This window comes from Streptomyces sp. NPDC007189 (assembly GCF_040703635.1).
Taxonomy (GTDB): Bacteria; Actinomycetota; Actinomycetes; order Streptomycetales; family Streptomycetaceae; genus Streptomyces.
In genome coordinates this window covers 254,647-279,517 of sequence record NZ_JBEYEY010000005.1, presented here as the reverse complement: position 1 = coordinate 279,517, position 24,871 = coordinate 254,647, and the positions used below count along the sequence as shown (strand labels likewise).

Sequence of the window (24,871 nt, the reverse complement as noted above, 5' to 3'; positions counted from 1 at the left end):
GTCGCCGAGCGTGGCGCTACTTCAGGGTCGCCGAGGTCAGACCCGCCTGCACCTGGCGCTGGAAGGACAGGTAGACGACCAGCATCGGGATCATCGCGATGGTCACACCCGCGAACAGAACCGGCAGGTCGGAGGCGTATCCCTGCTGCTGCTGCAGTTGGATCAGCCCCTGGGTGAGCACATAGCGCTCGGGGTCGGAGCCGCTCTGCGGCTGCATGAGCACCGTGGGCAGGATGAACTGGTTCCACTGGCCCAGAGTGTTGAAGATCCCCACGCTGATCAGGCCCGGCTTGGCCATCGGCAGCATCACCTGGAAGAACGTCCGGGTGTGCGAGGCGCCGTCCAGGATCGCCGCCTCGAAGACCGCCGTGGGCAGGGTCCGGAAGAAGGCGTGCATGAAGAACACCGTGAACGGCATCGAGTAGGCGATGTAGACCAGGATCAGGCCCTGGTAGGTGTTCAGCATGTCCAGCCGCTTGACCATGAAGAACAGCGGGACGAGGGCCAGGAACACCGGGAACATGGCGCCGGCGACGAAGAAGTAGTACAGCAGCCGGTTGCCCCAGAACTGGTACCGGGCCAGCACGTACGCCGCCATCGAGCCGAACAGCATGGTCAGCGGCACCGAGAAGACCAGGACGATCACGGTGTTCAGGAAGTAGTCCCCGATGCCCTTGGTCCAGGCCCGCCGGAAGACGTCGAAGGACCAGTCGTGCGGCCAGCCGAACGCCGAGCCGCCGATCTGGGCGTCGGTCTTGAAGGAGCTGAGCACCAGCCACAGCAGCGGCAGCACGATCAGCAGCGCCCACACGGCGAGGAAGCCGTGCGAGAAGACGTTCAGGACCACGCCCTCGCCGCGCCGGTCGCCGGACCGGACGGGCGCCTTGGCCACGGGCTCGTCGGCCGGAGCGGGAGCGGTCTCCTTGAGTGCACTCATCGTCTCTACTCCCGCTCAGAACTCGATGCGCTCGCGGCGGGTGGCGCGCAGCGTGACGACGGACAGGATCAGGGTGAGCAGCAGCATGACCACGCCCATGGCGCAGGCGTAGCCGCTCTTGCCGTAGTACAGGAAGTTCCGCATCATCACCGTCGACATCACATCGCTGTGATGGTCGGGGCCGCCGCCGTACGCGCCCATGTTCTGGGTCATGGAGGACACCAGGACGAACATGTCCATGGCGACGATGCCGAGGTAGACCCAGGCGGTCTGCACGGTGTCCCACAGCAGCGGCAGGGTGATGCGGAAGAAGGACTGGTTGCGGCTCGCGCCGTCGATCAGGGCGGCCTCGTAGATGTCCTTCGGGATGGACTGCATGGCGGCGGAGAACAGCACCAGGTAGAAGCCCACGCCCTGCCAGATGACGGCGACCATCAGCGCCCAGAGCACCAGGTGCGGCTCGTTCAGCCACTCCACCGGGTTGTCGGCGTCGACCAGGCCGGTCTTGATCAGGACGCCGTTGAGCAGTCCGCCGCCGTCACTGCGGTACACCGCGTTGAAGAGCACGGCGAGGATCGCCAGCGACAGCACCTGCGGGAAGAAGTAGACGATCTTGTAGAACTTCGCCCCCGCGACGCCCTGCACCCCGCCGGCCTTGCCGCGCCCGCCCGCGTTCAGCATGAAGGCGAAGAACAGGGCGAGCAGAATGGTGATCACCGGGATGAAGACCAGGAACTCGATGTTGTGCCAGATCGCCTCGAGGAACACATCGTCGTGGAACAGCGCCTTGTAGTTGTCCAGACCGACGAAACCGAAGGTCTGCGACTGCCCCTTCCAGTCGGTCAGTGAATAGCCGAACGTCTGGATGTACGGCCAGATCACGAAGATCAGATAAAGCGCCACGGGAACGAGGAGAAACCCCGCGACGAACCGGTACTGCCCTTTGCGCATGGCGTTCCTGCCCTTGATATCCAGGTGAGCGCCAACACCGTAGGGGCGCGGGGAACCGCGCGACCAGCCACAACGCGACCGGTACTCGCAATACACCCGCACCCCACGGCGTCTAGGCGAAAATCACGCGTGCCGGTTCTTCTTCGACGCCGGGTCCTTGGCCTGCTTGTCCACCGCCGCCTGACACCTCTTCAGCCATTCCTTCGGCTGAATCCGCTTCGCCATGAGCTCATTGGACGCGTTCTGGATCGCCGTGTCCATCTCGCTGTACCAGTCGGGGTACAGATACCGGAACGTGTTCGAGCCGGCCGCCTTGGAGGCCTCCACCGTCGACTGCGTACCCGGCCGCAGCTTCACGCTCGGGTCCACCCCGTCCTTCAGGATCGTCAGGGAGTTCGCCTCCTTGGCGAACAGCGTCGACCAGTCCTTGGACAGCATCCGCCGCATGAACTCCTTGGCGCCGGGCAGGTTCGCCGCCTTCGCCGGGATGATGAACGGCTCGCCGGAGCCGGCCCGGATCGCCTCGAACGGCATCTTGCTGCCGGACAGCAGCGGCATCGGCAGGAACTTCATGTCGAAGTCGGTCGGCGTCTGCTTCAACTGCTCGTTCTCCAGCCAGGAGCCGCAGGTGATGAACGCGGCCTTGTACTGGTTCCACCGGGTCTGCGACTCGGTGTGGGTCAGGCCGTTGGTGCCCGGCATCAACAGGCCCTTCTCGACGACCTCGTAGATCGCCTCGACGCCCGCCTGGGCCGCGTCGGAGCCGACGAACGCCTTCGGGTCGAGGTTGTCGATCGCCTTGACGGCGTCGATGCCGCCCTTCTTGGCGATGAGGTCCATGATGGCGACGTTGATGTAGTACGGGTACTTGCCCTGGTGGGCGAGGCCGCCGATGCCCTGCTTCTTGGCGTCCTGGCAGATGGCGAGGAAGTCGTCCCAGGTCTTCGGCGCCTCCCAGCCCTTCTGCTTGAAGAGCTTGCCGGAGTACCACAGACCCCACACCGTGTAGATGTAGTTGAGGGCGACGACCTTGCCCTCCTGGACGCCCGGGTCGAGGGTGCCCGGGATCAGCGTGTCACGGACCTTCTTGCTCGGGTCGTCCACCGACGGCGCGTCCAGGACCTCGGAGAGGTCGAGCAGCGAGCCGTTCTTGTAGAGGACGTCGACCTTGATCTGCTGGGCGCCGGAGTCGTCCACGATGTCCGGCGGGTTGCCGGCGTTGAAGCGCGGCTGCAGCTTGCCGGTGATCTCCTGGGTGCCGGTGTGGGTCGAGGTGATGCCGAGCTTCTTGCTGAAGTCGGCTTCCCACGCCTTGGCGTAGTCGTCGCCGTAGCCGCCCTTGAAGACGACGACATCGAGTTTGCTGCCGTTCTTGGCGCCGAAGGGGTTGTCCTTGGACGACTTCCCCTTCGTGTTGCCCTCGTCCGAGCCGCCGCCGCCCCCGCCGCCGCTCGCGCAGGCGGACAGCAGGCCCATGGCGGGCACGGACGCCAGTCCGAGCGCGGCCGAACGCTTGATCAGATCGCGGCGGCCGACACCCTCGCCACCGTGGTGCGCAGTGGATCCCATGCTCAAGTCCTCGCTTTCTCCAGGACTCAGGCGGTGAACCGGATCCTCCCCGGCACCGCGGTCGGGTAGTGCTGGGTTGTGCGGGAAACGCCGACAGGTATAGTCCACTTCCCGCCAGCGGAGCAAGATCGAATGCAAGGTTGGCTATGGGTCTTTTCCGAGTTGAGACCTCGCGGAAATATGAGGCCCCTGTGGAGCACCTGCGAGAAAAACTCGCCGCATAAGTGCCTGAATGCCACAGCCAACACCCTTGACATCGCCGGTCACTTGACGCCCTACTGGTTCCTGCGCACCGAAGTTGACAACGTTGTCCAAAGCGGTCGCAGGAGGGGAAATCCGTAGATGCAGCGGAGAACGCGGCACAGATGGGGTCCGGCGGTCGTCCTCACGGCCGCCTTTGTCATGGCCGTCGGCGCGCAGGGCGCGGCGGTCGCCCTGCCGGCCAAGGCTCCGGCAGCGGACCGGGAGTTCGCATCGTCGTTCGAGACGGGTGATCCGGCGCCGGACTGGCTGAACACCGTCGACACCGGCCCGGACGGCGCCAAGCGCGCCTCGGGTGTCGACGGCGGCTACAGCACCGGCATACCGGGCAACGTCAACGACCATGTCACCGAGGTCCGGGCGAGCGGCGAGAACGCCGGCGCGGGCGAGGTGAAGGAGAACCTGGCCGACGGCGAGCCCGGCACCAAGTGGCTGACCTTCGAGCCAACGGGCTGGGTGGAGTTCGACCTCGACAAGCCCATAAAGCTGGTGACGTACGCGCTGACCTCGGCCAACGACTACGCCGAGCGCGACCCGAGGGACTGGACGCTGCTCGGCTCCACCGACGGCAAGGACTGGAAGACGGTCGACACCCGCTCGGGCGAGACCTTCTCCGAGCGCTTCCAGACCAAGTCCTACGACCTGGACCAGCCTGCCGAGTACCAGCACTTCCGGCTGGAGGTCACGAAGAACAACGGCGCCTCGGGCATCCTGCAGCTCGCCGATGTGCAGTTCTCCACCGGCGGCGGGGGCGGCCCGGTGCCGCAGGACATGCTGACGCTGGTGGACAAGGGCCCGACCGCCTCGCCGACGGCCAAGGCCCGGGTCGGGTTCACCGGGAAACGGGCGCTGCGGTACGCGGGACGGCACACGGCGGCCGGGCGGGCGTACTCGTACAACAAGGTCTTCGACGTGAACGTGAAGGTCGGCGCCGACACGGAGTTGTCGTACCGGATCTTCCCGCAGATGGCCGACGGGGACCGGGACTACGACGCCTCCAACGTCTCCCTGGACCTTGCGTTCACCGACGGCACGTATCTGAGCGGTCTGGGCGCGCTGGACCAGCACGGGTTCCCGCTCACGCCGCGCGGGCAGGGCGAGGCGAAGTCGCTGTACGTGAACCAGTGGAACAACGTGGTGGCGCGGATCGGTTCGGTGGCGGCCGGCAAGACGGTCGACCGGATCCTGGTGGCGTACGACTCCCCCGCCGGGCCGGCGAAGTTCCGGGGCTGGATCGACGACGTGTCCCTGAAGCCGGTTGCTCCCGAGCGGCCGAAGGCGCACCTGTCGGACTACGCGCTGACGACGCGCGGCACCAACTCCAGCGGCAGCTTCTCGCGCGGCAACGACTTCCCGGCGACGGCCCTTCCGCACGGCTTCAACTTCTGGACCCCGGTGACCAACGCGTCGTCGCTGAGCTGGCTGTACGAGTACGCGCACGCGAACAACGACGACAACCTGCCCACGATCCAGGCGTTCAGCGCGAGCCATGAGCCGAGCCCGTGGATGGGCGACCGGCAGACGTTCCAGGTGATGCCGTCGGTGGCGTCCGGCACCCCGGACACCGGCCGCGAGGCGCGCGCGCTGGCGTTCCGGCACGAGAACGAGACGGCGCGGCCGTACTACTACGGCGTCCGTTTCGAGAACGGTCTCAAGGCCGAGATGACGCCGACCGACCACGCGGCGATGCTGCGCTTCACCTACCCCGGCGACGACGCGAGCGTGCTGTTCGACAACGTCACCGAGCAGGCGGGGCTGACCCTGGACAAGGACCACGGGATCGTCACCGGTTACTCGGACGTGAAGTCCGGCCTGTCGGCCGGTGCGACCCGGCTGTTCGTGTACGGCGAGTTCGACAAGCCGGTGACGGACGGCGGGTCGAGCGGGGTGAAGGGCTATCTGCGCTTCGACGCGGGTTCGAGCCGCACGGTGACCCTGCGCCTGGCGACCTCGCTGATCAGCGTGGACCAGGCGAAGGACAACCTGCGCCAGGAGATCCCGGACGGCGCCTCCTTCGACACGGTGAAGGCGCGGGCGCAGCAGGTCTGGGACAAGCTGCTCGGCAAGGTCGAGGTGGAGGGCGCGACCCCGGACCAGCTGACCACCTTGTACTCCAGCATGTACCGGCTGTACCTGTACCCGAACTCGGGCTTCGAGAAGGTCGACGGCACGTACCGGTACGCCTCCCCCTTCTCGCCCATGCCGAGCCAGGACACGCCGACGCACACGGGCGCGAAGATCGTGGACGGCAAGGTGTACGTCAACAACGGTTTCTGGGACACCTACCGGACGACGTGGCCGGCGTACTCGTTCCTGACGCCCTCTCAGGCGGGCGAGATGGTGGACGGGTTCGTGCAGCAGTACAAGGACGGCGGCTGGACGTCCCGCTGGTCCTCCCCCGGCTACGCGGACCTGATGACCGGCACCTCCTCGGACGTGGCGTTCGCGGACGCGTATGTGAAGGGCGTGAAGTTCGACGCGAAGGCGGCCTATGACGCGGCCCTGAAGAACGCGACCGTCGTCCCGCCGATGTCGGGGGTAGGCCGCAAGGGCATGAGCACGTCCCCCTTCCTCGGCTACACCAGCACCGACACCCCCGAGGGCCTGTCCTGGGCGATGGAGGGGTACGTCAACGACTACGGCATCGCGAGGATGGGCGAGGCCCTGTACAAGAAGACGGGCGAGAAGCACTACCAGGAGGAGTCGGAGTACTTCCTCAACCGCGCCCGGGACTATGTGAACCTGTTCGACTCCAAGGCGGGCTTCTTCCAGGGCCGCGACGCCCGGGGCGGCTGGCGGGTGGACTCCTCGGCGTACGACCCGCGGATCTGGGGGTACGACTACACGGAGACCAACGGCTGGGGGTACGCCTTCAGCGTCCCGCAGGACAGCCGGGGCCTGGCCAACCTCTACGGCGGCCGGCAGGGGCTCGCCGACAAGCTGGACGCGTTCTTCTCCACCCCCGAGACGGCCTCCCCGGAGTTCGTCGGCTCCTACGGCGGTGTGATCCACGAGATGACGGAGGCGCGGGACGTCCGGATGGGCATGCTCGGGCAGTCCAACCAGGTCGCGCACCATGTGGCGTACATGTACGACGCGGCCGGCGAGCCCTGGAAGACGCAGGCGGCGGTCCGCGAGATCCTCTCCCGGCTCTACCTCGGCAGCGAGATCGGGCAGGGCTACCACGGGGACGAGGACAACGGCGAGCAGTCGGGCTGGTTCCTGTTCTCCGCGCTCGGCTTCTACCCGCTGGTGATGGGCGGCGGCGAGTACGCCATCGGCTCCCCGCTGTTCAAGAAGGTCACCGTGCACCTGGAGAACGGCCATGATCTGGTGGTCAAGGCGCCCGGCAACAGCGCCAGGAACGTCTACGTCCAGGGTGTCACCTTCAATGGCCGGCCCTGGACGTCGACGTCGTTGCCGCACGCGCTGCTGTCGAAGGGCGGGGTGCTGGAGTTCTCCATGGGGTCCAGGCCGTCCACCTGGGGCACGGGCAAGAACGCGGCGCCGGTCTCGATCACCCAGGACGACAAGGTGCCGGCGCCCCGGTCGGACGTGCTGAAGGGCGACGGCCCGCTGTTCGACGACACCTCGGCGACGGACGCCACGGTCACCTCTGTGGACCTGCCGGTGGACCGGGCCGTGAAGCCCGTCCAGTACACGCTGACCTCGTCGGCCGACCACACGAAGGCGCCGACCGGCTGGACCCTCCAGGGCTCCACGGACGGCGCCACCTGGCAGACCCTGGACCACCGCTCCGGGGAAACGTTCACCTGGGACCGCCAGACCCGGGCGTTCACCATCGCCGCGCCGGGCAGGTACACGAAGTACCGGCTGGTCCTGGACGGCGAGTCGACGCTGGCGGAGGTGGAGCTGCTGGCCTGACGCGCACCCCTGAGTGCGAGCGGCCGTCCCCTGCGGGGGGGGGGCGGCCGCTCGTCGTCGTGTCCCACCCGTCGTACCCAAGTGTGTTGACATCGTTGTCGGTTGCCGCGATAGAGTCATGTACCGGCCATGGACAACGTTGTCGTCGAGCCGCGTCGGCAACTGTGTCCGACTTCACAATCCAGCACCATCCGGGCGGGTTTTCCGAACCCCCCCCGCCCGGCTCGCGGACCCGGTGCGCCTGGACACCGGGTCCGCCCAGAGCCCGGGCGGGATACGGGCGCGGAATGTGTGCCATGTCTCAGTCCCCGCCGCCACCCACCGACCAGCGGTGATTCCCCTCCGCCGGGGCGGAGGGGACGTCCGGCCCGCGGACGGCCGTAGCCACACGATGAAAACGAATGCTACAAAGGCCGCATGTCGGACATCCCTGGCCGATCCAGGCGACTCTCCTGGCGGTCTGTGATCGGCAAAAGCCCACGAAGCGTCGCCGGGCAGGTCTTCGTCCTGCAAGTGGCTCTCGTCGCGGCGCTCGTCCTGTGCGGCGTTCTCGCCCTGGTCCTGCAGTCGGAACGGGACACGGGCACCGAGGCCGAACGCCGTTCCATAGCCGTCGCCCAGACCTTCGCGCACTCCCCCGGTCTGCTGCAGGCACTGCGGACGCCCCAGCCGTCCAAGGTCCTCCAGCCGCTCACCGAGGCCGGGCGCAAGTCGGCGGGCGTCGACTTCATCGTCGTCATGAACACGCACGGCATCCGCTACACCCACCCGCTGCCGAGCAAGATCGGGCACCGGTTCGTGGGCACGATCGGGCCGTCGCTGGCCGGCAAGGTCTACACGGAGAGCGTCCATGGACCGCTCGGTCACGAGGAGCAGGCGACCGTCCCGGTCCGCGACACCCACGGCAAGGTGGTCGCCCTGGTCTCCGCCGGGCTGAAGGTCAAGCACATCACCAACGCCGTGGACCGGCAGCTGCCCATCATCCTGGGCGCCGGGGCCGGAGCGCTCGTGGTGTCGACCGGGGGCACGGCCCTGATGAGCCGGCGGCTGCGGCGGCAGACGCACAGCCTGGCCCCGGACGAGATGACCCGGATGTACGAGCACCACGACACGGTGCTGCACGCGGTGCGCGAAGGCGTGCTCATCGTCGGCGCCGACGGGCGGCTGCTGCTGGTCAACGACGAGGCCCGGCGGCTGCTGGCGCTGCCCGCCGACGCCGAGGGACAGCGGGTGTCCGAGCTGCCCGACCTGAAACCGGACATGGTGGAGCTGCTGCTGTCCGGGCGCGAGGCCAGCGACGAGGTGCTGTTCGCCGGGGAGCGGCTGCTGGCGGTCAACCAGCGGCCCACGGACCGCGCCGGAGGCCCCGGAGGGACCGTGGTGACCCTGCGCGACACCACCGAGCTGCAGGCGCTGTCCGGCCGCGCCGAGGACGCCAGGGAGCGGCTCACGCTGCTGTACGACGCCGGTCTGGGCCTGGGCACCACCCTCGACGTGGCCCACACCGCGGACGAGCTGGCGCGGGTCGCCGTGCCGCGTTTCGCCGACTTCGTCACCGTGGACCTGTCCGACGCCGTGCTGCAGGGCGAGGAGCCCGCCGCGACCGCGACGGACCTCAGGCGCATCGCCGTCCAGGGGATCCGGGACGATCACCCGCTCTACGAGAAGGACCGGCTGATCGACTTCCTGCCGACCACGCCGCAGGCCCGGGGCTACGGCAGCGGTCACTCGGAGCTGGTGACCGACCTGTCCGCCGCGCCGGACTGGCGGGCGCAGGACCCGCCGCGCACCCGGGAGATCCTGGACTACGGCATCCAGTCGCTGATCACCGCCCCGATCCGGGCCCGCGGTGCGGTGCTCGGCATCGCCAACTTCTACCGGGCCAAGCGTGACCCCTTCGACGAGGAGGACCTGTCGCTGGCGGAGGAGCTGGTGGCGCGCGCCGCCGTCAGCATCGACAACGCCCGCCGCTACGCCCGTGAGCACGCGCTGGCGGTCACCCTGCAGCGCAGCCTGCTGCCGCGGGCGCTGCCCGAGCAGAGCGCCCTCGACGTCGGCTACCGCTATCTGCCCGCGCAGAGCGGGGTGAGCGGGGACTGGTTCGACGTGATCCCGCTGCCCGGGGGCCGGGTGGCGCTGGTCGTCGGCGACGTGGTCGGCCACGGACTGCACGCCGCCGCCACGATGGGACGGCTGCGCACGGCGGTGCACAACTTCTCCACCCTCGACCTGCCGCCGGACGAGCTGCTGAGCCATCTGGACGACCTGGTCGGCCGCATCGACCAGGACGAGGCGTGCCCGGAGGCGGCCCGGGAGATCGCCGGCGCCACCTGTCTGTACGCGATCTACGACCCGGTGACGCGCCGGTGTGCCATGGCGCGGGCGGGGCACCTGGCGCCCGCCCTGGTCCACCCCGACGGAAGCGTCACCTTCGCGGACGTGCCGGCCGGGCCTCCGCTGGGCATCGGGGGCCTGCCGTTCCGGACGGCCGAGCTGGAGCTGGCCGAGGGCACCCGGTTGGTGCTCTACACCGACGGGCTCATCGAGAACCGCACCCGTGACCTGGACGTGAGCATGGATCTGCTGCGGCAGGCGCTGGCGCGCCATGCCGGCCGGTCGCCGGACGAGATGTGCCAGGGGGTGCTGGACGAGCTGCTGCCCGGACGGGCCACGGACGACGTGGCGCTGCTGGTCGCGCACACCCGGGCGCTGTCCCCCGGCCAGGTCGCCGACTGGGACGTGCCGCCCGATCCGGCGGCCGTGGCGGACATGCGCGTGGCGGTGTCCGAGAAGCTCGGGGAATGGGGTCTCGCCGAACTCGACTTCGCCACCGAACTGGTGCTGAGCGAGCTGGTCACCAACGCCATCCGGCACGGTGCCGAGCCGATCCATCTGCGGTTGATCCGCGACCGCACGCTGATCTGCGAGGTGGCGGACGGCAGCAACACCGCGCCGCATCTGCGGTACGCCGCGACCACCGACGAGGGCGGCCGCGGGCTGTTCCTGGTCTCGCAGATGACCGAGCGGTGGGGGGTCAGGTACAGCCCGCGGGGCAAGGTGATCTGGGCGGAGCAGGAGCTGCCGTAGCGCGGCGGAGGGCCGCACGCCCGGTGCCGGGGGTGCGGCCCTGAAACCGCTGCGTCCTGCCGCTTACTTGCGGATCAGGTTGCGCAGCACGTACTGCATGATGCCGCCGTTGCGGTAGTAGTCGGCCTCACCGGGGGTGTCGATGCGGACGACCGCGTCGAACTCGACACCGGTGTCGGTGGTGACCTTCACCGTGCGCGGGGTGCGGCCCTCGTTCAGCTCGGTCACGCCGGAGATGGAGAAGGTCTCCTCGCCGGTCAGGCCGAGGGACTCGGCGGAGGCGCCCTCCGGGAACTGCAGCGGCAGCACGCCCATGCCGATGAGGTTCGAGCGGTGGATGCGCTCGTACGACTCGGCGATGACGGCCTTGACGCCGAGGAGCGCGGTGCCCTTGGCCGCCCAGTCGCGGGACGAGCCGGAGCCGTACTCCTTGCCGGCCAGGACGACCAGCGGGATGCCGGCGGCCTGGTAGTTCTGCGAGGCGTCGTAGATGAAGGAGACCGGGCCGCCCTCCTGCGTGAAGTCACGCGTGTAGCCGCCCTCGGTGCCCGGTGCGATCTGGTTGCGCAGGCGGATGTTGGCGAACGTGCCGCGGATCATGACCTCGTGGTTGCCACGGCGCGAGCCGTAGCTGTTGAAGTCGCGGCGCTCGACGCCGTGCTCGGTGAGGTACTTGCCGGCGGGGGTGTCGGCCTTGATGGCGCCGGCCGGGGAGATGTGGTCGGTGGTGACCGAGTCGCCGAGCTTGGCGAGGACCCGGGCGCCGGTGATGTCCTCCACCGGGGCCGGCTCCATGCCCATGCCCTCGAAGTACGGGGGCTTGCGGACGTAGGTGGACTGCGGGTCCCACTCGAAGGTGTTGCCGGTCGGGACCGGGAGCGACTGCCACTGGGCGTCGCCCGCGAAGACGTCGCTGTACGACTTGGCGAACATGTCCTCGCCGATGGCGCTCGCGACGACCTCGTTGACCTCGGCCTCGGTGGGCCAGATGTCCTTCAGGTAGACCGGGTTGCCGTCCTGGTCGGTGCCCAGGGCCTCGCGGGTGATGTCCACCTTCATGGAGCCCGCGATGGCGTAGGCGACGACCAGCGGCGGGGACGCCAGGTAGTTCATCTTGACGTCGGGGTTGATCCGGCCCTCGAAGTTCCGGTTGCCGGAGAGGACCGAGGTGACCGCGAGGTCGTTGTCGTTGACGGCCTTGGAGACCTCCTCCGGCAGCGGGCCGGAGTTGCCGATGCAGGTGGTGCAGCCGTAGCCGACGAGGTTGAAGCCCAGCTTGTCCAGGTACGGGGTGAGGCCGGCCTTCTCGAAGTAGTCGGTGACGACCTTGGAGCCCGGGGCGAGGGTGGACTTGACCCACGGCTTGCGGGTCAGGCCCTTCTCGACCGCCTTCTTGGCGACCAGGGCGGCGCCGATCATGACGTACGGGTTGGAGGTGTTGGTGCAGGAGGTGATGGCCGCGACCGTCACCGCACCGTGGTCCAGCTCGTAGGTCGTGCCGTCGGGGGCGGTCACCGGGACCGGGTGGGACGGTACGGCACCGGTGCCGTGGCCGTGCTGCGGGGCGCCGGCGCCGTTCTCCTGGTGGCCGTAGGCCGGGGCGTCGGAGGCCGGGAAGGACTCGGCGCTCGCCTCGTCGACCACGGAGGTGGCGGCGGCCGGCGTCTGGGCGACGGGGGCCTCGACGTAGTTGAGGACGTCCTTGGCGAACTGCTGGGCGGCCTCGGCGAGGATGATGCGGTCCTGCGGGCGCTTCGGGCCGGCGATGGACGGCACGACGGTGGACAGGTCCAGCTCGAGCTTCTCGGAGAAGTCCGGCTCGGCCTTCGGGTCCAGCCAGAGGCCCTGCTGCTTGGCGTAGGCCTCGACCAGGGCGACCTGCTGGTCCGAACGGCCGGTCAGGCGCAGGTAGTTCAGGGTCTCGTCGTCGATCGGGAAGATCGCGGCGGTGGAGCCGAACTCCGGGGACATGTTGCCGATGGTGGCGCGGTTCGCCAGCGACGTGGCGGAGACGCCCTCGCCGTAGAACTCCACGAACTTGCCGACCACACCGTGCTTGCGGAGCATCTCGGTGATGGTGAGCACCAGGTCGGTGGCGGTGGTGCCGGGCGGCAGCTCGCCGGTGAGCTTGAAGCCGACGACGCGCGGGATGAGCATGGAGACCGGCTGGCCGAGCATGGCGGCCTCGGCCTCGATGCCGCCGACGCCCCAGCCGAGGACGCCGAGGCCGTTGACCATGGTGGTGTGCGAGTCGGTGCCGACCAGGGTGTCCGGGTAGGCCTTGCCGTCGCGGACCATCACGACCCGGGCCAGGTGCTCGATGTTGACCTGGTGCACGATGCCGGTGCCGGGGGGTACGACCTTGAACTCGTCGAAGGCGGTCTGGCCCCAGCGCAGGAACTGGTAGCGCTCCTTGTTGCGGCCGTACTCGAGCTCGACGTTCTGCTTGAAGGCGTCGTTGGTGCCGAACTTGTCGGCGATGACGGAGTGGTCGATGACCAGCTCGGCCGGGGCCAGCGGGTTGATCTTCGCCGGGTCGCCGCCCAGCTCCTTCACGGCCTCACGCATGGTCGCGAGGTCCACGACGCAGGGCACGCCGGTGAAGTCCTGCATGATCACGCGGGCCGGCGTGAACTGGATCTCCTGGCTGGGCTGGGCCTGGGAGTCCCAGCCGCCGAGGGCGCGGATGTGGTCGGCGGTGATGTTCGCGCCGTCCTCCGTGCGGAGCAGGTTCTCCAGCAGGACCTTGAGGCTGTACGGCAGGCGGGCCGAGCCCTCCACCTTGTCCAGCCGGAAGATCTCGTACGACTCGTCGCCCACCTGCAGCGTGCTGCGGGCGTCGAAGCTGTTCGCCGACACGACAGTCTCCTTCATTGATGTGCGCGTACCACCGTCAATCGTGCCGCCACGCCGGTCTGGCCGATCCGCTGAGGTAAGGCTAAGTTAGGTAACCCTTACTGGCTGGCGGCTACGGTGCGTCTGGCAGATATCTCGATGTCGAGATAACTCTAGTACATGGGGGCCGGATGGTCATGCCCGGACACCCCCTCCATGCCGGTCGCGGCGCGCGGGGTCGCGCAATACGCCGAATTCATCTCCTAGGGGGAGAGTAGGGCCGAAATCGGGTACTCGCCTCCAATCGGGTGGACTGCCGCGTTGGCGCAGGTCATTGACGCGGCGTCACCCGAATGGCCCCCCATGACGGGCGGCATCTCATATCTGAGATAGCCTCAACCTCATGGCAGACGACTACCTCGTACGCATCGGCAAGCTCATCCGTGACGCCCGGCAGCACCGGGGCTGGACACAGGCACAGCTCGCCGAGGCGCTCGGTACCAGCCAGAGCGCGGTCAACCGCATCGAGCGCGGCAACCAGAACATCAGCCTTGAGATGATCGCCCGCATCGGTGAGGCCCTGGACAGCGAGATCGTGTCGCTGGGATACGCGGGGCCGATGCATCTGCGCGTCGTCGGCGGCCGCCGGCTCTCCGGGGCCATCGACGTCAAGACGAGCAAGAACGCCTGCGTGGCGCTGCTGTGCGCCTCGCTGCTGAACAAGGGACGCACGGTGCTGCGCCGGGTCGCGCGGATCGAGGAGGTGTACCGCCTGCTGGAGGTGCTGAACTCCATCGGCGTGCGCACCCGCTGGATCAACGACGGCGTCGACCTGGAGCTGGTGCCCCCGGCCGAGCTGGAGATGGCGGCCATCGACGCGCAGGCCGCCGTGCGCACCCGCTCCATCATCATGTTCTTCGGCCCGCTGCTGCACCGCATGGACGCCTTCAAGCTGCCCTACGCCGGCGGCTGCGACCTCGGTACGCGCACCATCGAGCCGCACATGATCGCGCTGCGCCGGTTCGGCCTGGACATCGCCGCCACCGAGGGCCAGTACCACGCGCAGGTCGACCGCGCGGTCCGGCCCGACCGCCCGATCGTGCTGACCGAGCGCGGCGACACCGTGACCGAGAACGCGCTGCTGGCCGCCGCCCGGCACGACGGCGTGACCGTCATCCGCAACGCCTCCTCCAACTACATGGTCCAGGACCTGTGCTTCTTCCTGGAGGCCCTCGGCGTCAAGGTGGAGGGCATCGGCACCACCACGCTGACCGTGCACGGCGTGCCGGACATCGACGTCGACGTGGACTACTCCCCCTCCGAGGATCCGGTGGAGGCGATGAGCCTGCTGGCCGCCGCCGTCGTCACCGAGTCCGAACTGACGGTCCGCCGGGTCCCCATCGAGTTCCTGGAGATCGAGCTGGCGGTCCTGGAGGAGATGGGCCTCGACCACGACCGCAGCCCCGAGTACGTCGCGGACAACGGCCGCACCCGCCTGGTCGACCTGACGGTCCGCCCCTCCAAGCTCGAAGCCCCGATCGACAAGATCCACCCCATGCCCTTCCCGGGCCTGAACATCGACAACGTCCCGTTCTTCGCGGCGATCGCGGCCGTCGCGCAGGGCAAGACCCTCATCCACGACTGGGTCTACGACAACCGCGCGATCTACCTCACCGACCTCAACCGCCTGGGCGGCCGCCTGCAGTTGCTGGACCCCCACCGGGTGCTGGTCGAGGGCCCGACCCGCTGGCGCGCCGCCGAGATGATGTGCCCGCCGGCCCTGCGCCCCGCCGTCGTCGTCCTGCTGGCCATGATGGCCGCCGAGGGCACGTCGGTGCTGCGCAACGTGTACGTCATCAACCGGGGTTACGAGGACCTCGCCGAGCGCCTGAACTCGGTGGGGGCGCAGATCGAGACGTTCCGGGACATCTGAGCACTCCCGGGGGCGGTGGCGTCAGGCGTCTTGTGCGGGGTTCTCGTTCGTGTAGGTGAGCAGGGTCTGGTCGGGGTCGTCCGGCAGGGTCAGCGTCTCCAGGTACATCGTGAGTGTCCCCCGCACCGGGTGATGGACGGTCCGCGGTCCGTGCGGCCTGCGGCGGACCGTGCCGCTGGACCACAGCCGACGGAACCGGCCGCTGTCCCGCAGCAGTTCGTCGACGAGGGCGGTGAGGCCCGGGTCGTCGGGATGCCGTGCCGCCGACAACCGCAGCGCGCCGACCACCTCCTCGGCCGTCGCGTCGTCGAAGCGGGGGCGGTTGCCGGCGGCTCGGTCCGGTGCGAAGACGAGCCGGGCGAAGTTGCGTTCTGGCGCCGAACGGGTCGCGAAGTCGTCGAGAACGGCGAGCGCGGCCCGGTTCCAGGCCAGGACGTCCAGGCGGCGGCCCAGGACGACGGCCGGCGCGTCGTGCAGCTGGTCCATCAGCCGCCGCAGCCCGGGGCGGACCCGCTGCGGCGCGGTCCGACCGGGGCTCTGGCGGGGCGGTCGCACCAGGTGCCGTAAATAGGACCGTTCGTCCGGGCCCAGGCGGAGGGCGTCGGCGACCGAGTCGATCACGGCGTCCGACACATTGCGGGTACGGCCCTGCTCCAGCCGGACGTAGTAGTCGACGCTGATGCCCGCCGCCAGGGCCAGTTCCTCGCGGCGCAGCCCCCGCACCCGGCGCCGGGCCGGCCCCGCGGCCAGACCGAGGTCGCCGGGGCTGAGCGCGGCTCGCCGGGCGCGCAGAAAGTCTCCCAGGTCGGATGCCATGACTCCCGGACTCCCAGACTGCGGCTTGCCAGATACCTAACAAGCATCAGATATCGAATAGCTATCGCGTATCGTACCCCTTGCCGGGTACTGCCGGTACCAGGAAGGCGGATCCCCGGAAAGCCGGTCCGCCGGACGGCGGGGAGGAGGGACGCGCCGGGCCTGGAAACACGGCGGGCGGCACGCAGGATGGAGAGGCACGGCACATCTGACGAAAGGAGCCTCCGTGCGCTACACCACCCTCGGGCGGACGGGCATCACGGTCAGCCGCATCGCTCTGGGCACGATGATGCTCGGAGCATGGGGCAACAAGGACCACGACGACGCCGTACGCCTCGTGCACACCGCGCTGGACGCCGGTGTCAACCTCATCGACACGGCGGACATGTACTCGGCGGGCGAGTCCGAGCAGATCGTGGGCAAGGCCCTGAAGGGCCGCCGGGACGACGTGGTGCTCGCGACCAAGGTGCACTTCCCGATGGGCGACGACCCCAACCGGCGCGGAAACTCGCGCCGTTGGATCCGGCGCGCGGTCGAGGACAGCCTGCGGCGCCTGGACACCGACCGGATCGATCTCTACCAGATTCACCGGCCGGACCCGACGACCGATCTCGACGAGACGCTGTCCGTCCTGTCCGACCTGGTCCGCGAAGGCAAGGTGCTCGCCGTCGGCAGCTCCGACTTCCCCGCCGAGCAGCTCGTCGAGTCGCGGTGGATCGCCGAGCGGCGCGGCCACGTGCCGTTCCACACCGAACAGCCGCCGTACTCCATCTTCATGCGCGGCATCGAGCGGGGCGTGCTGCCGACCGCCGGGCGCTACGGCGTGGGCGTGCTGACCTGGAGCCCCCTGGCCAGCGGCTGGCTGGCCGGCCGGTACCGGCGTCAGGAGCCGCTGGTGCTCAACGACTTCCGCCGCGACCTCATCGCCCACAAGTTCGACCAGACGCTTCCGGGCAACGTCCGCAAGTACGAGGTCGTCGAGGAGCTGGTCAAGCTCGCCGAGGAGGCCGGGCTGCCGCTGACCCATCTGGCGCTGGGCTTCGTCCTCGCGCACCGGGCCGTCGACAGCGCGATCATCGGCCCGCGGACCGTCGAGCAGCTCACCGACCTGCTCGCCGCGGCGGACGTGACCCTGGACGACGCCGTGCTGGACCGCATCGACGAACTGGTGCCGCCCGGCACCGACCTCAACCCGGCGGACGCCGACTACACGCCGCCGCACCTGGCGGACCCGGCGCTGCGCCGGCGGAACCGGGGGTGACCGGGGATGCCGGAGCCCGCCGTCCTGGAGGGGATGGTCTGGTGCGCCGGCTGTGGTGAACCGCTGCACCACGTGCCGGCACCGTTCCCCGGGTACCTCTGTCCGGCCGGCTGCCGTCCGCCCGTTCCCGCGGACGACCTGGAAGGACAGGTGGCCCGGGCGGTGCTGGCACGGATGTGGACCCCGGGAACCCTGGCGCGCATGGCCGAGGCCCAGCGGCTGCTGGACGGGCTCGGGTACCGGAGCCGCAACCGGGTGCCGGTGTCGCTCGAGGACGCCGTGCACCAGTGGGAGCACGCGTACGACCGGGCCCTGCGGCGCGCCCTCGTCCAGGAGGTGCTGGCCTTCGCGCTGCGCCTGGTCGTGGCACGCCCGGATTCCGGCGAGGACCTTTGTTTCGCCTGGCGTCGGCCGTCGGGGGATCCGGCCGCTCGGGCATCTGAGGCAGAATGGTGAGCAGATGCCGTATCCCCATCAGGAGCCTGTCGCTATGCTGTCCCGCATGGGGACGGCAGAAGAGCGTATCGGGCACCGCATCAAGCGCGTGGAGCAGGAAGTGACCGCCGCCAAGCACGCGGCCCTGCGCCCCTTCAAGATCAATGTGCCGCAGTACAACGTACTGCTGGCCCTGTCGCTGGAGCCGGGCCTGTCCGGTGCGGCGCTGGCCAGGCGCGGCATGGTCACACCGCAGACCATGTCGTCGGTGCTGTCGACCCTGGAGGGGCGCGGCCTCGTGGAGCGGCGGCCGCATCCCATCCACAGCCACATCCTCGAGGCGCGCCTCACGCGCAGCGGGAGTGCGCTGCTGCGGCGGGCCGACGCCGCGGTCGCCCAGGTGGAGGCGCTCCTGGACGACTGCTTCACGCCGGAGGAGGCCCGGCTTCTCTTCGCCCAACTGGACCGCTGTTCCGAGAAGTTGTCGGGGTGGAAGCCGGACAGCGCCAAGAAGTGACGCGCGCGCTCACGGCACCCCCTCGGCACCCTCCCGCCCCGGGCTCCGCCCGGGGCGTTTCGCTTCACCGGCCGGGCCCATGGACGCCGGCCGGACTCTGGAGGACGGCCGCCGCTCGCTCGCCGAGGAGCCGGGCACGCGGGCCTTCGACCTGATCGCCGATGCCGAGGACCCGGGCCGTTTCCACCTCTACGAGGCCCACGACGACGAGGCGGCCTTCGAGGCGCACTGCGCCGGCGAGCACTTCGCCCGGTTCTTCGCGGCCGTGGGCGACTGGGCCGAGGGCCCGACGCGGCTGGTGCGCGGCACCCGCGTGCCGGACCCCGCGGCCGGCTGACACGCGGGCGCGACGAAGGGGCGGCGGGCCTGGCCCGCCGCCCCTGTTCACGCCGCTGCCCGGGACGTGCCCGGCGCCGCCTCGCTTTGCCTCTCTCTTTGCCCTTCTTCTCTTTGCCCTTCTTCTCTTTGCCGGGGCCGGACGGCGACCCGGGGCGGTGGCGCCGCCCCGGGGGCGACACCCAGCAGCCGTAGCTGCAGGGACAGTACGGCCGCCTGCCGCAGGCACGCCCGCCGATCTGCCGTGAAGGCGCTCACCGTGCGGCCGCGAGTGCGGGCTCGGCAGGCCGGGCGTGGGCGGTGGGCCCCCAGTGGGCGAGCACCGCGCCCGCGGTCATCCCGCCGCCGAAGCCGGCCATGAGCACCGTGTCACCGTCCCCGAAGGCGCCCTGCCGGTGCGCGAGGTCGAGGGTCACGGGCACGGAGGCCGAGCCGGTGTTGCCGAACCGTTCCAGCGCCAGGTGCATGGTCGCCGCCGGCAACCCGATCGCCGGCCACACCTCGCCCAGCATCACGCCGTTGGCCTGGTGCGGCACGAAGTGCGCCACGTCCTCGCGCCGCACCCCGGCCCGGGCCAGCAGCTCGTGCAGCGCACCGGGCAGATGCTCCTGCACGAACGACCGGACCCCACGGCCGTCCATCCGGAAGAAGTGCGCGCCCTCCTTCAGGGTGCGTTCGTCGGCCGGCATCCGGCTGCCCCCGGCCGGCACGCTGATCAGCCGGTACTGGTCGCCGCGGGTGAGCAGCAGGGTGTCGCGGATCCCGGAGTGGTCCGGCACCGCGCCCAGCAGGACGGCTCCGGCGCCGTCACCGAAGAGGATGGCGGTCTTGCGGTCGGAGTAGTCCAGGATCCGCGAGTAGATGTCGGCACCGACGACGAGTGCGTACCGGCCGTCACCGGCCGTGCGCAGCAGCCGCTCGGCGACCGTGAGGGCGTACACGAAACCGCTGCACACCGCGTTGATGTCGAACGCGGCGGCGTTCCGCGCCCCGATCAGATGCTGGACGATGCTCGCGGTGGCCGGCTGCGGGTGGTCCGGTGTGGACGTGGCGAGCACGATGTACGCCACCTCGTCCGCGGCGACCCCGGCCTGTTCCAGCGCGGTCCGCGCGGCGCGCGCCGCCAGGTCCGAGGTGGCGTCCCGGTCGTCGGCCCGGCGCCGCTCGCGGATGCCGGTCTTGCGGACGATCCACTCGTCCGTCACGCCCGCGCCGCGGGCGATCTCCTCGTTGGTGACGACCGTCGTGGGCAGGTACGAGCCGGTCGCCACGATCCCGATGCGTGTCATCAGATTCCCTCCCCTGTCCTGACGCCCCTCACCGCGGCAGGCCCGTGAGCAGCCGGGCCCAGCCGTTCCTGCGCGCGTGGGCGGCCAGTTCCCCGTCGTCGCCGACGACGACCGGACAGCCGACGGCCTCGAGCATGGGCACGTCGCTGATGTGATCGCCGTACGCGGAGCTGCGCGTCAGGTCGACGCCCGCCACGGCGCCCGCGGCGCGCACGGCCCGGCCCTTGGCGGCGCCGATCATCGGCACCAGCACCTCGCCGGTGAGTTCCCCCCGCCGGATCACCGGGCGGGTGGCCAGCACATGATCGGCGCCGATGTCCTCGGCGACCGGGTCCAGACAGGCGAAGAAGGACCCGGAGACCAGCACCAGCAGCCGTCCTTCCTTGCGCAGCCGCCTGAGTTCGTCCTCCACCTGCGGCACGAACAGCCCGTCGGGGTCGTCGCGCCATTCGGCGAGGTACCAGCGCCGCCCCGACTCGGCCAGCCGGCGGGCGCTCTCCCCGCGGTACAAGCCGTAGTAGCGGCGGTTGATCTCGCTGCGCGGCGCCCCCCGCAGGGCCGCGGCCTGCAGCTCTCCCGCCAGCCTCCGGTAGGTGTCCTCCGGCTCGCCGCGCGAGCGCAGGTGGAAGCGGAGGAAGCGGAACATGCTCTTGACGCGGATGAGCGTCTCGTCGACGTCGGAGAACACGGCCGTCCTGGTCGTCCCGGTCGTGGTCATGGCCGGTCCTGCCTGCCCCGTGCGGCCGGTCACGACGGCATCCGGCTGAGCGTGAAGGAGAAGACGCACAGCGGCTCGCCCTTCTGCGTGGCCTCGACCCGCACGGTGTGCGAGGGGCCCGACGCGGCGGGTTTGCGCTCGGCCGGCAGCGCGCCGGCCAGGGTGTAGAGGGTGACGGAGCCTGCGGTCGGCACGGGCTCGGTGAGGTCGTCGACCCATGCGGTGAGCACGGTTTCGTCCTCCAGCTCGCCGAAGCGGGTGAACCGCACGTCCAGATCGGTGACGAGCGTCTTCGTCGTGGCGACGCCCTGGACGTCCTGGGCGGCGAGCACGGCCAGCTGGCGGGCGCCCTCGGCGATGACCATGCCGGGCAGATGGTCCTGCGGGTGGTCGAAGAGGCTGGCGTGGTGCGCGGGGATGCGCAGCAGGGCCTGGGCCACGCGGTCGGTGACGGCGGCGTCCACGAGGACGACGTTGTCCGGGTTGGCGCGGCCGACCAGGTGCGGCGGTACCGGTGTCCCGGGCGTGCTCACCGGGTACGTCGCGGAGGACGGCAGCGCCAGTCCGTCGCGGTTGTTCAGCCGCAGGGTGAGATAGCCGGTGGGGGTCTTGAAGCGCAGTCCGACGGCCGCCTCGCCCACGGGCCGGCCGTCGGCCGTGGTCAGCGCGAGCACGTAGTCGAGGCCGGTGACCCGTCCCTCGCGTTCCTTGCGGCTGGTGATCCGCACCGCCATCGCCAGGGGGAGCGGGGAGGACCCCACGACGAGCGTGGCCGGGTGGTCCAGCCGCAGCCCCAGGTGCGTGAGGATGAACTTGTTGTCGGCGGGCACCCCGAAGAACCGGTGGGCGCCGGCGAGCGCGGCCTGGCGGCATGCCTCCAGGATGAGCAGCGGGTCGTAGCCGGCGGGGCGCAGCAGGTGGTCGCCGTAGTAGGCGTGGGAGCGGGGCAACTGGGCCCCCGCGGCGTAGCGCTCGTCGTCGACGGGCTGCAGGTCGGTCAGGAACACCTCCCCCAGGGCGTCCCGGTGGACCAGGGAGCGGTCCACGGTGCGGGTGTAGTCCAGGGACGGTGTTCCCTGCGTTATGTCGGGGGCAGTCGTCATGGCTTCCTGTCTTTCTGTCGCGGATGGTGCTTCCTGCTCTGTGTCGTGCTGGTCGTGCGGACGGGGAGCCGGCACCAACGCGGGCGGAGGGACGACTGCCCGAGTCGTCCCTCCGCGGTGGTGCCGGGTGCGCGGTACTCGCCGGATGGGACCGCTGCGCGTGTCAGGCCGGGTACACGTCGCCCGGCAGCTTGCGGTCCGCGCCCACGGTGCCGATGTGCCAGTACGGGTACGGCGCGGTGGTTTCGCTCACCTTGTCCAGGCGGGCCAGCTCCTCAGCGGTGAACTCCCACTCCGTCGCGCGCAGGTTGTCCTCGAGCTGGTGCGGCTTGGTGGCGCCGATGACCGCCGAGGTGATGCCCGGCTTGGCGAGCACCCAGTTCAGGGCGACCTGGGCGACGCTCGCACCGCGCTCCTCGGCTATCCGGGCCATCTCGTCGACGATGTCGTAGGCCTGGTTCTCGTCGGTGAGCGGAGCGGACTCGGCAGGGGTGCGCTGCGCGAGCCGGCTTCCCTCGGGACGGCCCTCGCCCCGGCGGTACTTGCCGGTGAGGAAGCCGCCGGCCAGCGGCGACCAGGCGGTGACGCCGACGTTCTGGTCGACGGCGAGCGGGATGATCTCGCGCTCCAGGTCGCGGCAGCCGATGTTGTAGTAGCCCTGGTAGCACACGAAGCGGCTGAGGTTGCGGCGGTCGGAGACCGACAGTGCCTTCATCAGCTGCCAGCCGGCGAAGTTGGAGACGCCGATGTAGCGGATCTTGCCGGCCCGGACCAGGTCGTCGAGCACGCGCAGGGTCTCGTCCAGCGAGGTTCGCGGGTCGAAGCCGTGGATGTGGTACAGGTCGATGTAGTCGGTGTCCAGGCGGCGCAGGCTCGCCTCGACGGCCGCGTACAGGTGGTGGCGCGTGGCGCCGACGTCGTTGGGGTCGTCGGTGATCCGCCAGCGGCCCTTGGTGCCGATGATGACGCGGTCGCGTACCTTCTTCAGCGTGCGGCCGAAGAACTCCTCGCCCATGCCGTTCTTGTAGACGTCGGCGGTGTCGAAGAAGTTGATGCCGGCGTCGAGGGCCTGGTCCATCATCCGCGCCACGTTCTGGTCGTCGACCGTGCCGAACTCCGACCAGTTGCGGTCGGCGGCGCCGAGGAAGCTGGCGCCGCCGCCGAAGGTCATGGCGCCGAAGCACAGCTCGGAGACGGACAGTCCGGTGTCGCCCAGGTAGCGGTAACGCATGTTCTCCTGCTTTCGGTTGACGTGGATGGTCGGCACGCGCGGACGGCGCTGTCCGCGCGGCCGGCGGTGTGCTGCCGAGGGGGGCCGGGGCCGGGAAGGGAGCGCCCGGAACGGGGGATTACCGGACGCTCCCGGCTTCAGGGGCGGCGGGGGTTCAGCCCGTCGCGTCCGCGAGGTGGCGGTCCTTGACGACCAGGTAGGTGACGAGCGCTCCGGCCGCCGCGAGCAGCGCCAGGAAGACGAAGGCCACGTGCATGCCCGACGTCAGGCTGCGGGCGACCGCGTCGAGTGCCTCCGGCCGCCGGGCGGGTGCGACGGCGGACAGCGCCGCGTCGATGCGGCCCTGGGTGGCCTCGCCGGCCAGGCGGGCGGCCTGACTGCTGAACTGCGGTGCGTTGTCGGTCAGTTCGCCGCGCGTGTAGGAGGCCAGGAAGCCACCCGCAGCGGCGATGGCGACCGTCTCACCGGTGATGCGCATCGTGTTGAAGATGCCGGAGGCCATGCCGGCCCGCTCCACCGGGACGACGCTGACCGCGGCGTTGTCCATGGCGCCGAAGGCCGAGCCGACTCCCAGGCCGAAGACGAGCAGCGGGCCGACCACGGCGGCCGGGGACTGGCCGGGTTCGAGCACGACCAGCCAGAGCGAGCCGACGGCGATCAGCACGGAGCTGGCCGTGAGCAGCACCCGCGGCGAGACCCGGTCGGCGACCAGCCGGCCGATCAGCAGGGGCAGCGCGAAGACCGGCAGCATCAGGGGCAGCAGCAGAAGGCCCGACTCGGTGCTGGACCGGCCGCCGACGCCCGTGAAGAAGGGCGGCAGGAAGTTGATCAGCACCACGAAGCCGAAAGTGATGGTGAACGGCTGGCACACCACCACCACGAACGTCGGGTTGCGGAACAGCGACAGGTCGAACATGGGCCGGGCGACCCGCAGTTCGGCCACGACGAACGCCGCCATGAAGAGCAGGAAGCCGGCCAGCGAGCCGAGGGTGACCGGGTCGCCCCAGCCGCGCTCGCCGCCCTCCACGAAAGCGAGCGCGAGCAGGAACAGGCTGCCGCTGAACGTGAGGAGGCCGGCCACGTCGACACGGGTGGCGTTCGGGTCCCTGGATTCCCTGATCCGGGGCATGAGGGCGAGGGCGACGGCGCCGAGCACCACGTTCAGCCAGAACACCGCGCGCCAGCCCGCCAGGTGGACCAGGGCGCCGCCGAGCACCGGACCCACCGCCAGACCGGCCCCGAAGGAGGCGCCGAGGACACCGAAGGCCTGGGTGCGCCGCCGGCCGGAGAACGAGGCCGCCAGGATGGCCGCGCCGCTGGTGAGGACCCCGGCGGCGCCGATGCCCTGCAGTGCCCGGGCAACGTCCAGGACGACGATGTCCGTGGCGAGTGCTGCCACGGCCGACATGGCGCTGAACACGATGGTGCCGACGGCCAGGACCCGGCGCCTGCCGAACTGGTCGGCCAGCGAGCCGGCCGCCAGCATGCACGCCGCGAAGGTCACGCCGTAGGCGTTCTGCACCCACTGCCCCGCCGCGACACCGGCGTCGAGGTCGACGGTGAGGTCGGGCATGGCCACCGCCGGTGCGGTGACCGCCAGCGGGAGCAGCACGCTGGCCAGGGCGACCGCGATCATCACGACGCTCGAGCCCGCGCCCTCCCGACTCTCCGGCACCAGAGGCCGGGTCTCGGTCTGCGTGGTCATGT

Annotated in this window: 17 protein-coding genes; 7 read left to right on the top strand and 10 right to left on the bottom strand. The window is 70.1% G+C overall.

Features of this window, described 5'->3' with window-relative positions; translation table 11 throughout:
• Nucleotides 1-16 precede the first annotated feature (16 nt).
• From AB0950_RS13195 to ngcE, 3 genes are all read right to left on the bottom strand, one after another.
• Nucleotides 17-937, bottom strand: coding sequence for a carbohydrate ABC transporter permease (locus AB0950_RS13195; RefSeq protein WP_360147869.1), 921 nt, complete (start codon nucleotides 935-937; stop codon nucleotides 17-19).
• 15 nt (nucleotides 938-952) lie between these two features.
• Complete coding sequence (locus AB0950_RS13190; protein WP_360147872.1) at nucleotides 953-1,888, bottom strand: sugar ABC transporter permease; 936 nt, start codon at nucleotides 1,886-1,888, stop codon at nucleotides 953-955.
• A gap of 123 nt (nucleotides 1,889-2,011) precedes the next feature.
• On the bottom strand, nucleotides 2,012-3,457 hold the full coding sequence (gene ngcE, locus AB0950_RS13185) for an N-acetylglucosamine/diacetylchitobiose ABC transporter substrate-binding protein (protein WP_360147875.1): 1,446 nt from the start codon (nucleotides 3,455-3,457) through the stop codon (nucleotides 2,012-2,014).
• Between the two features lie 342 nt (nucleotides 3,458-3,799).
• Between ngcE and AB0950_RS13180 the strand changes: the two genes are divergently transcribed.
• Nucleotides 3,800-7,603, top strand: a complete 3,804-nt coding sequence (locus AB0950_RS13180) for a GH92 family glycosyl hydrolase (protein ID WP_366778519.1) — start codon at nucleotides 3,800-3,802, stop codon at nucleotides 7,601-7,603.
• Nucleotides 7,604-8,020: 417 nt separating this feature from the next.
• On the top strand, nucleotides 8,021-10,690 hold the full coding sequence (locus AB0950_RS13175; protein ID WP_360147881.1) for a SpoIIE family protein phosphatase: 2,670 nt from the start codon (nucleotides 8,021-8,023) through the stop codon (nucleotides 10,688-10,690).
• Between the two features lie 63 nt (nucleotides 10,691-10,753).
• On the opposite strand, the gene AB0950_RS13170 is transcribed toward AB0950_RS13175, so the two are convergent.
• Nucleotides 10,754-13,549 carry an aconitate hydratase gene (locus AB0950_RS13170; protein ID WP_366778518.1) on the bottom strand — a complete coding sequence of 932 codons (2,796 nt, stop codon included), beginning with the start codon at nucleotides 13,547-13,549 and terminating at the stop codon, nucleotides 10,754-10,756.
• A gap of 379 nt (nucleotides 13,550-13,928) precedes the next feature.
• On the opposite strand from AB0950_RS13170, the gene AB0950_RS13165 reads away from it, so the two are divergent.
• Nucleotides 13,929-15,458 carry a UDP-N-acetylglucosamine 1-carboxyvinyltransferase gene (locus AB0950_RS13165; protein WP_360147887.1) on the top strand — a complete coding sequence of 510 codons (1,530 nt, stop codon included), beginning with the start codon at nucleotides 13,929-13,931 and terminating at the stop codon, nucleotides 15,456-15,458.
• A 21-nt stretch (nucleotides 15,459-15,479) separates the two neighbouring features.
• Here AB0950_RS13165 and AB0950_RS13160 read toward each other — a convergent pair whose 3' ends face one another.
• Entirely contained in the window at nucleotides 15,480-16,274 is a 795-nt protein-coding gene (locus AB0950_RS13160; protein ID WP_366778517.1) for a helix-turn-helix domain-containing protein, read from the bottom strand.
• Nucleotides 16,275-16,500: 226 nt separating this feature from the next.
• On the opposite strand from AB0950_RS13160, the gene AB0950_RS13155 reads away from it, so the two are divergent.
• From AB0950_RS13155 to AB0950_RS13140, 4 genes are all read left to right on the top strand, one after another.
• Nucleotides 16,501-17,535 carry an aldo/keto reductase gene (locus tag AB0950_RS13155; protein ID WP_366778516.1) on the top strand — a complete coding sequence of 345 codons (1,035 nt, stop codon included), beginning with the start codon at nucleotides 16,501-16,503 and terminating at the stop codon, nucleotides 17,533-17,535.
• Between the two features lie 6 nt (nucleotides 17,536-17,541).
• Nucleotides 17,542-17,991 carry a hypothetical protein gene (locus tag AB0950_RS13150; RefSeq protein WP_366778515.1) on the top strand — a complete coding sequence of 150 codons (450 nt, stop codon included), beginning with the start codon at nucleotides 17,542-17,544 and terminating at the stop codon, nucleotides 17,989-17,991.
• A 46-nt stretch (nucleotides 17,992-18,037) separates the two neighbouring features.
• Complete coding sequence (locus AB0950_RS13145) at nucleotides 18,038-18,487, top strand: MarR family transcriptional regulator (protein WP_360147899.1); 450 nt, start codon at nucleotides 18,038-18,040, stop codon at nucleotides 18,485-18,487.
• A gap of 79 nt (nucleotides 18,488-18,566) precedes the next feature.
• Nucleotides 18,567-18,824 (top strand): antibiotic biosynthesis monooxygenase, encoded by a 258-nt coding sequence (locus AB0950_RS13140; RefSeq protein ID WP_360147902.1) that lies wholly within the window; start codon nucleotides 18,567-18,569, stop codon nucleotides 18,822-18,824.
• Nucleotides 18,825-19,077: 253 nt separating this feature from the next.
• On the opposite strand, the gene AB0950_RS13135 is transcribed toward AB0950_RS13140, so the two are convergent.
• The 5 genes from AB0950_RS13135 to AB0950_RS13115 form a co-directional block, all read right to left on the bottom strand.
• Complete coding sequence (locus tag AB0950_RS13135; protein ID WP_360147905.1) at nucleotides 19,078-20,112, bottom strand: ketoacyl-ACP synthase III; 1,035 nt, start codon at nucleotides 20,110-20,112, stop codon at nucleotides 19,078-19,080.
• A gap of 28 nt (nucleotides 20,113-20,140) precedes the next feature.
• Entirely contained in the window at nucleotides 20,141-20,830 is a 690-nt protein-coding gene (locus AB0950_RS13130; RefSeq protein ID WP_360147908.1) for an HAD-IB family hydrolase, read from the bottom strand.
• Nucleotides 20,831-20,859: 29 nt separating this feature from the next.
• Nucleotides 20,860-21,933: a ScbA/BarX family gamma-butyrolactone biosynthesis protein gene (locus AB0950_RS13125; RefSeq protein WP_366778514.1), complete on the bottom strand. Its 1,074-nt coding sequence runs from the start codon at nucleotides 21,931-21,933 to the stop codon at nucleotides 20,860-20,862.
• Between the two features lie 163 nt (nucleotides 21,934-22,096).
• Entirely contained in the window at nucleotides 22,097-23,164 is a 1,068-nt protein-coding gene (locus tag AB0950_RS13120; RefSeq protein WP_366778513.1) for an aldo/keto reductase, read from the bottom strand.
• A gap of 154 nt (nucleotides 23,165-23,318) precedes the next feature.
• Nucleotides 23,319-24,869: an MFS transporter gene (locus AB0950_RS13115; protein WP_360147917.1), complete on the bottom strand. Its 1,551-nt coding sequence runs from the start codon at nucleotides 24,867-24,869 to the stop codon at nucleotides 23,319-23,321.
• Nucleotides 24,870-24,871 lie beyond the last annotated feature (2 nt).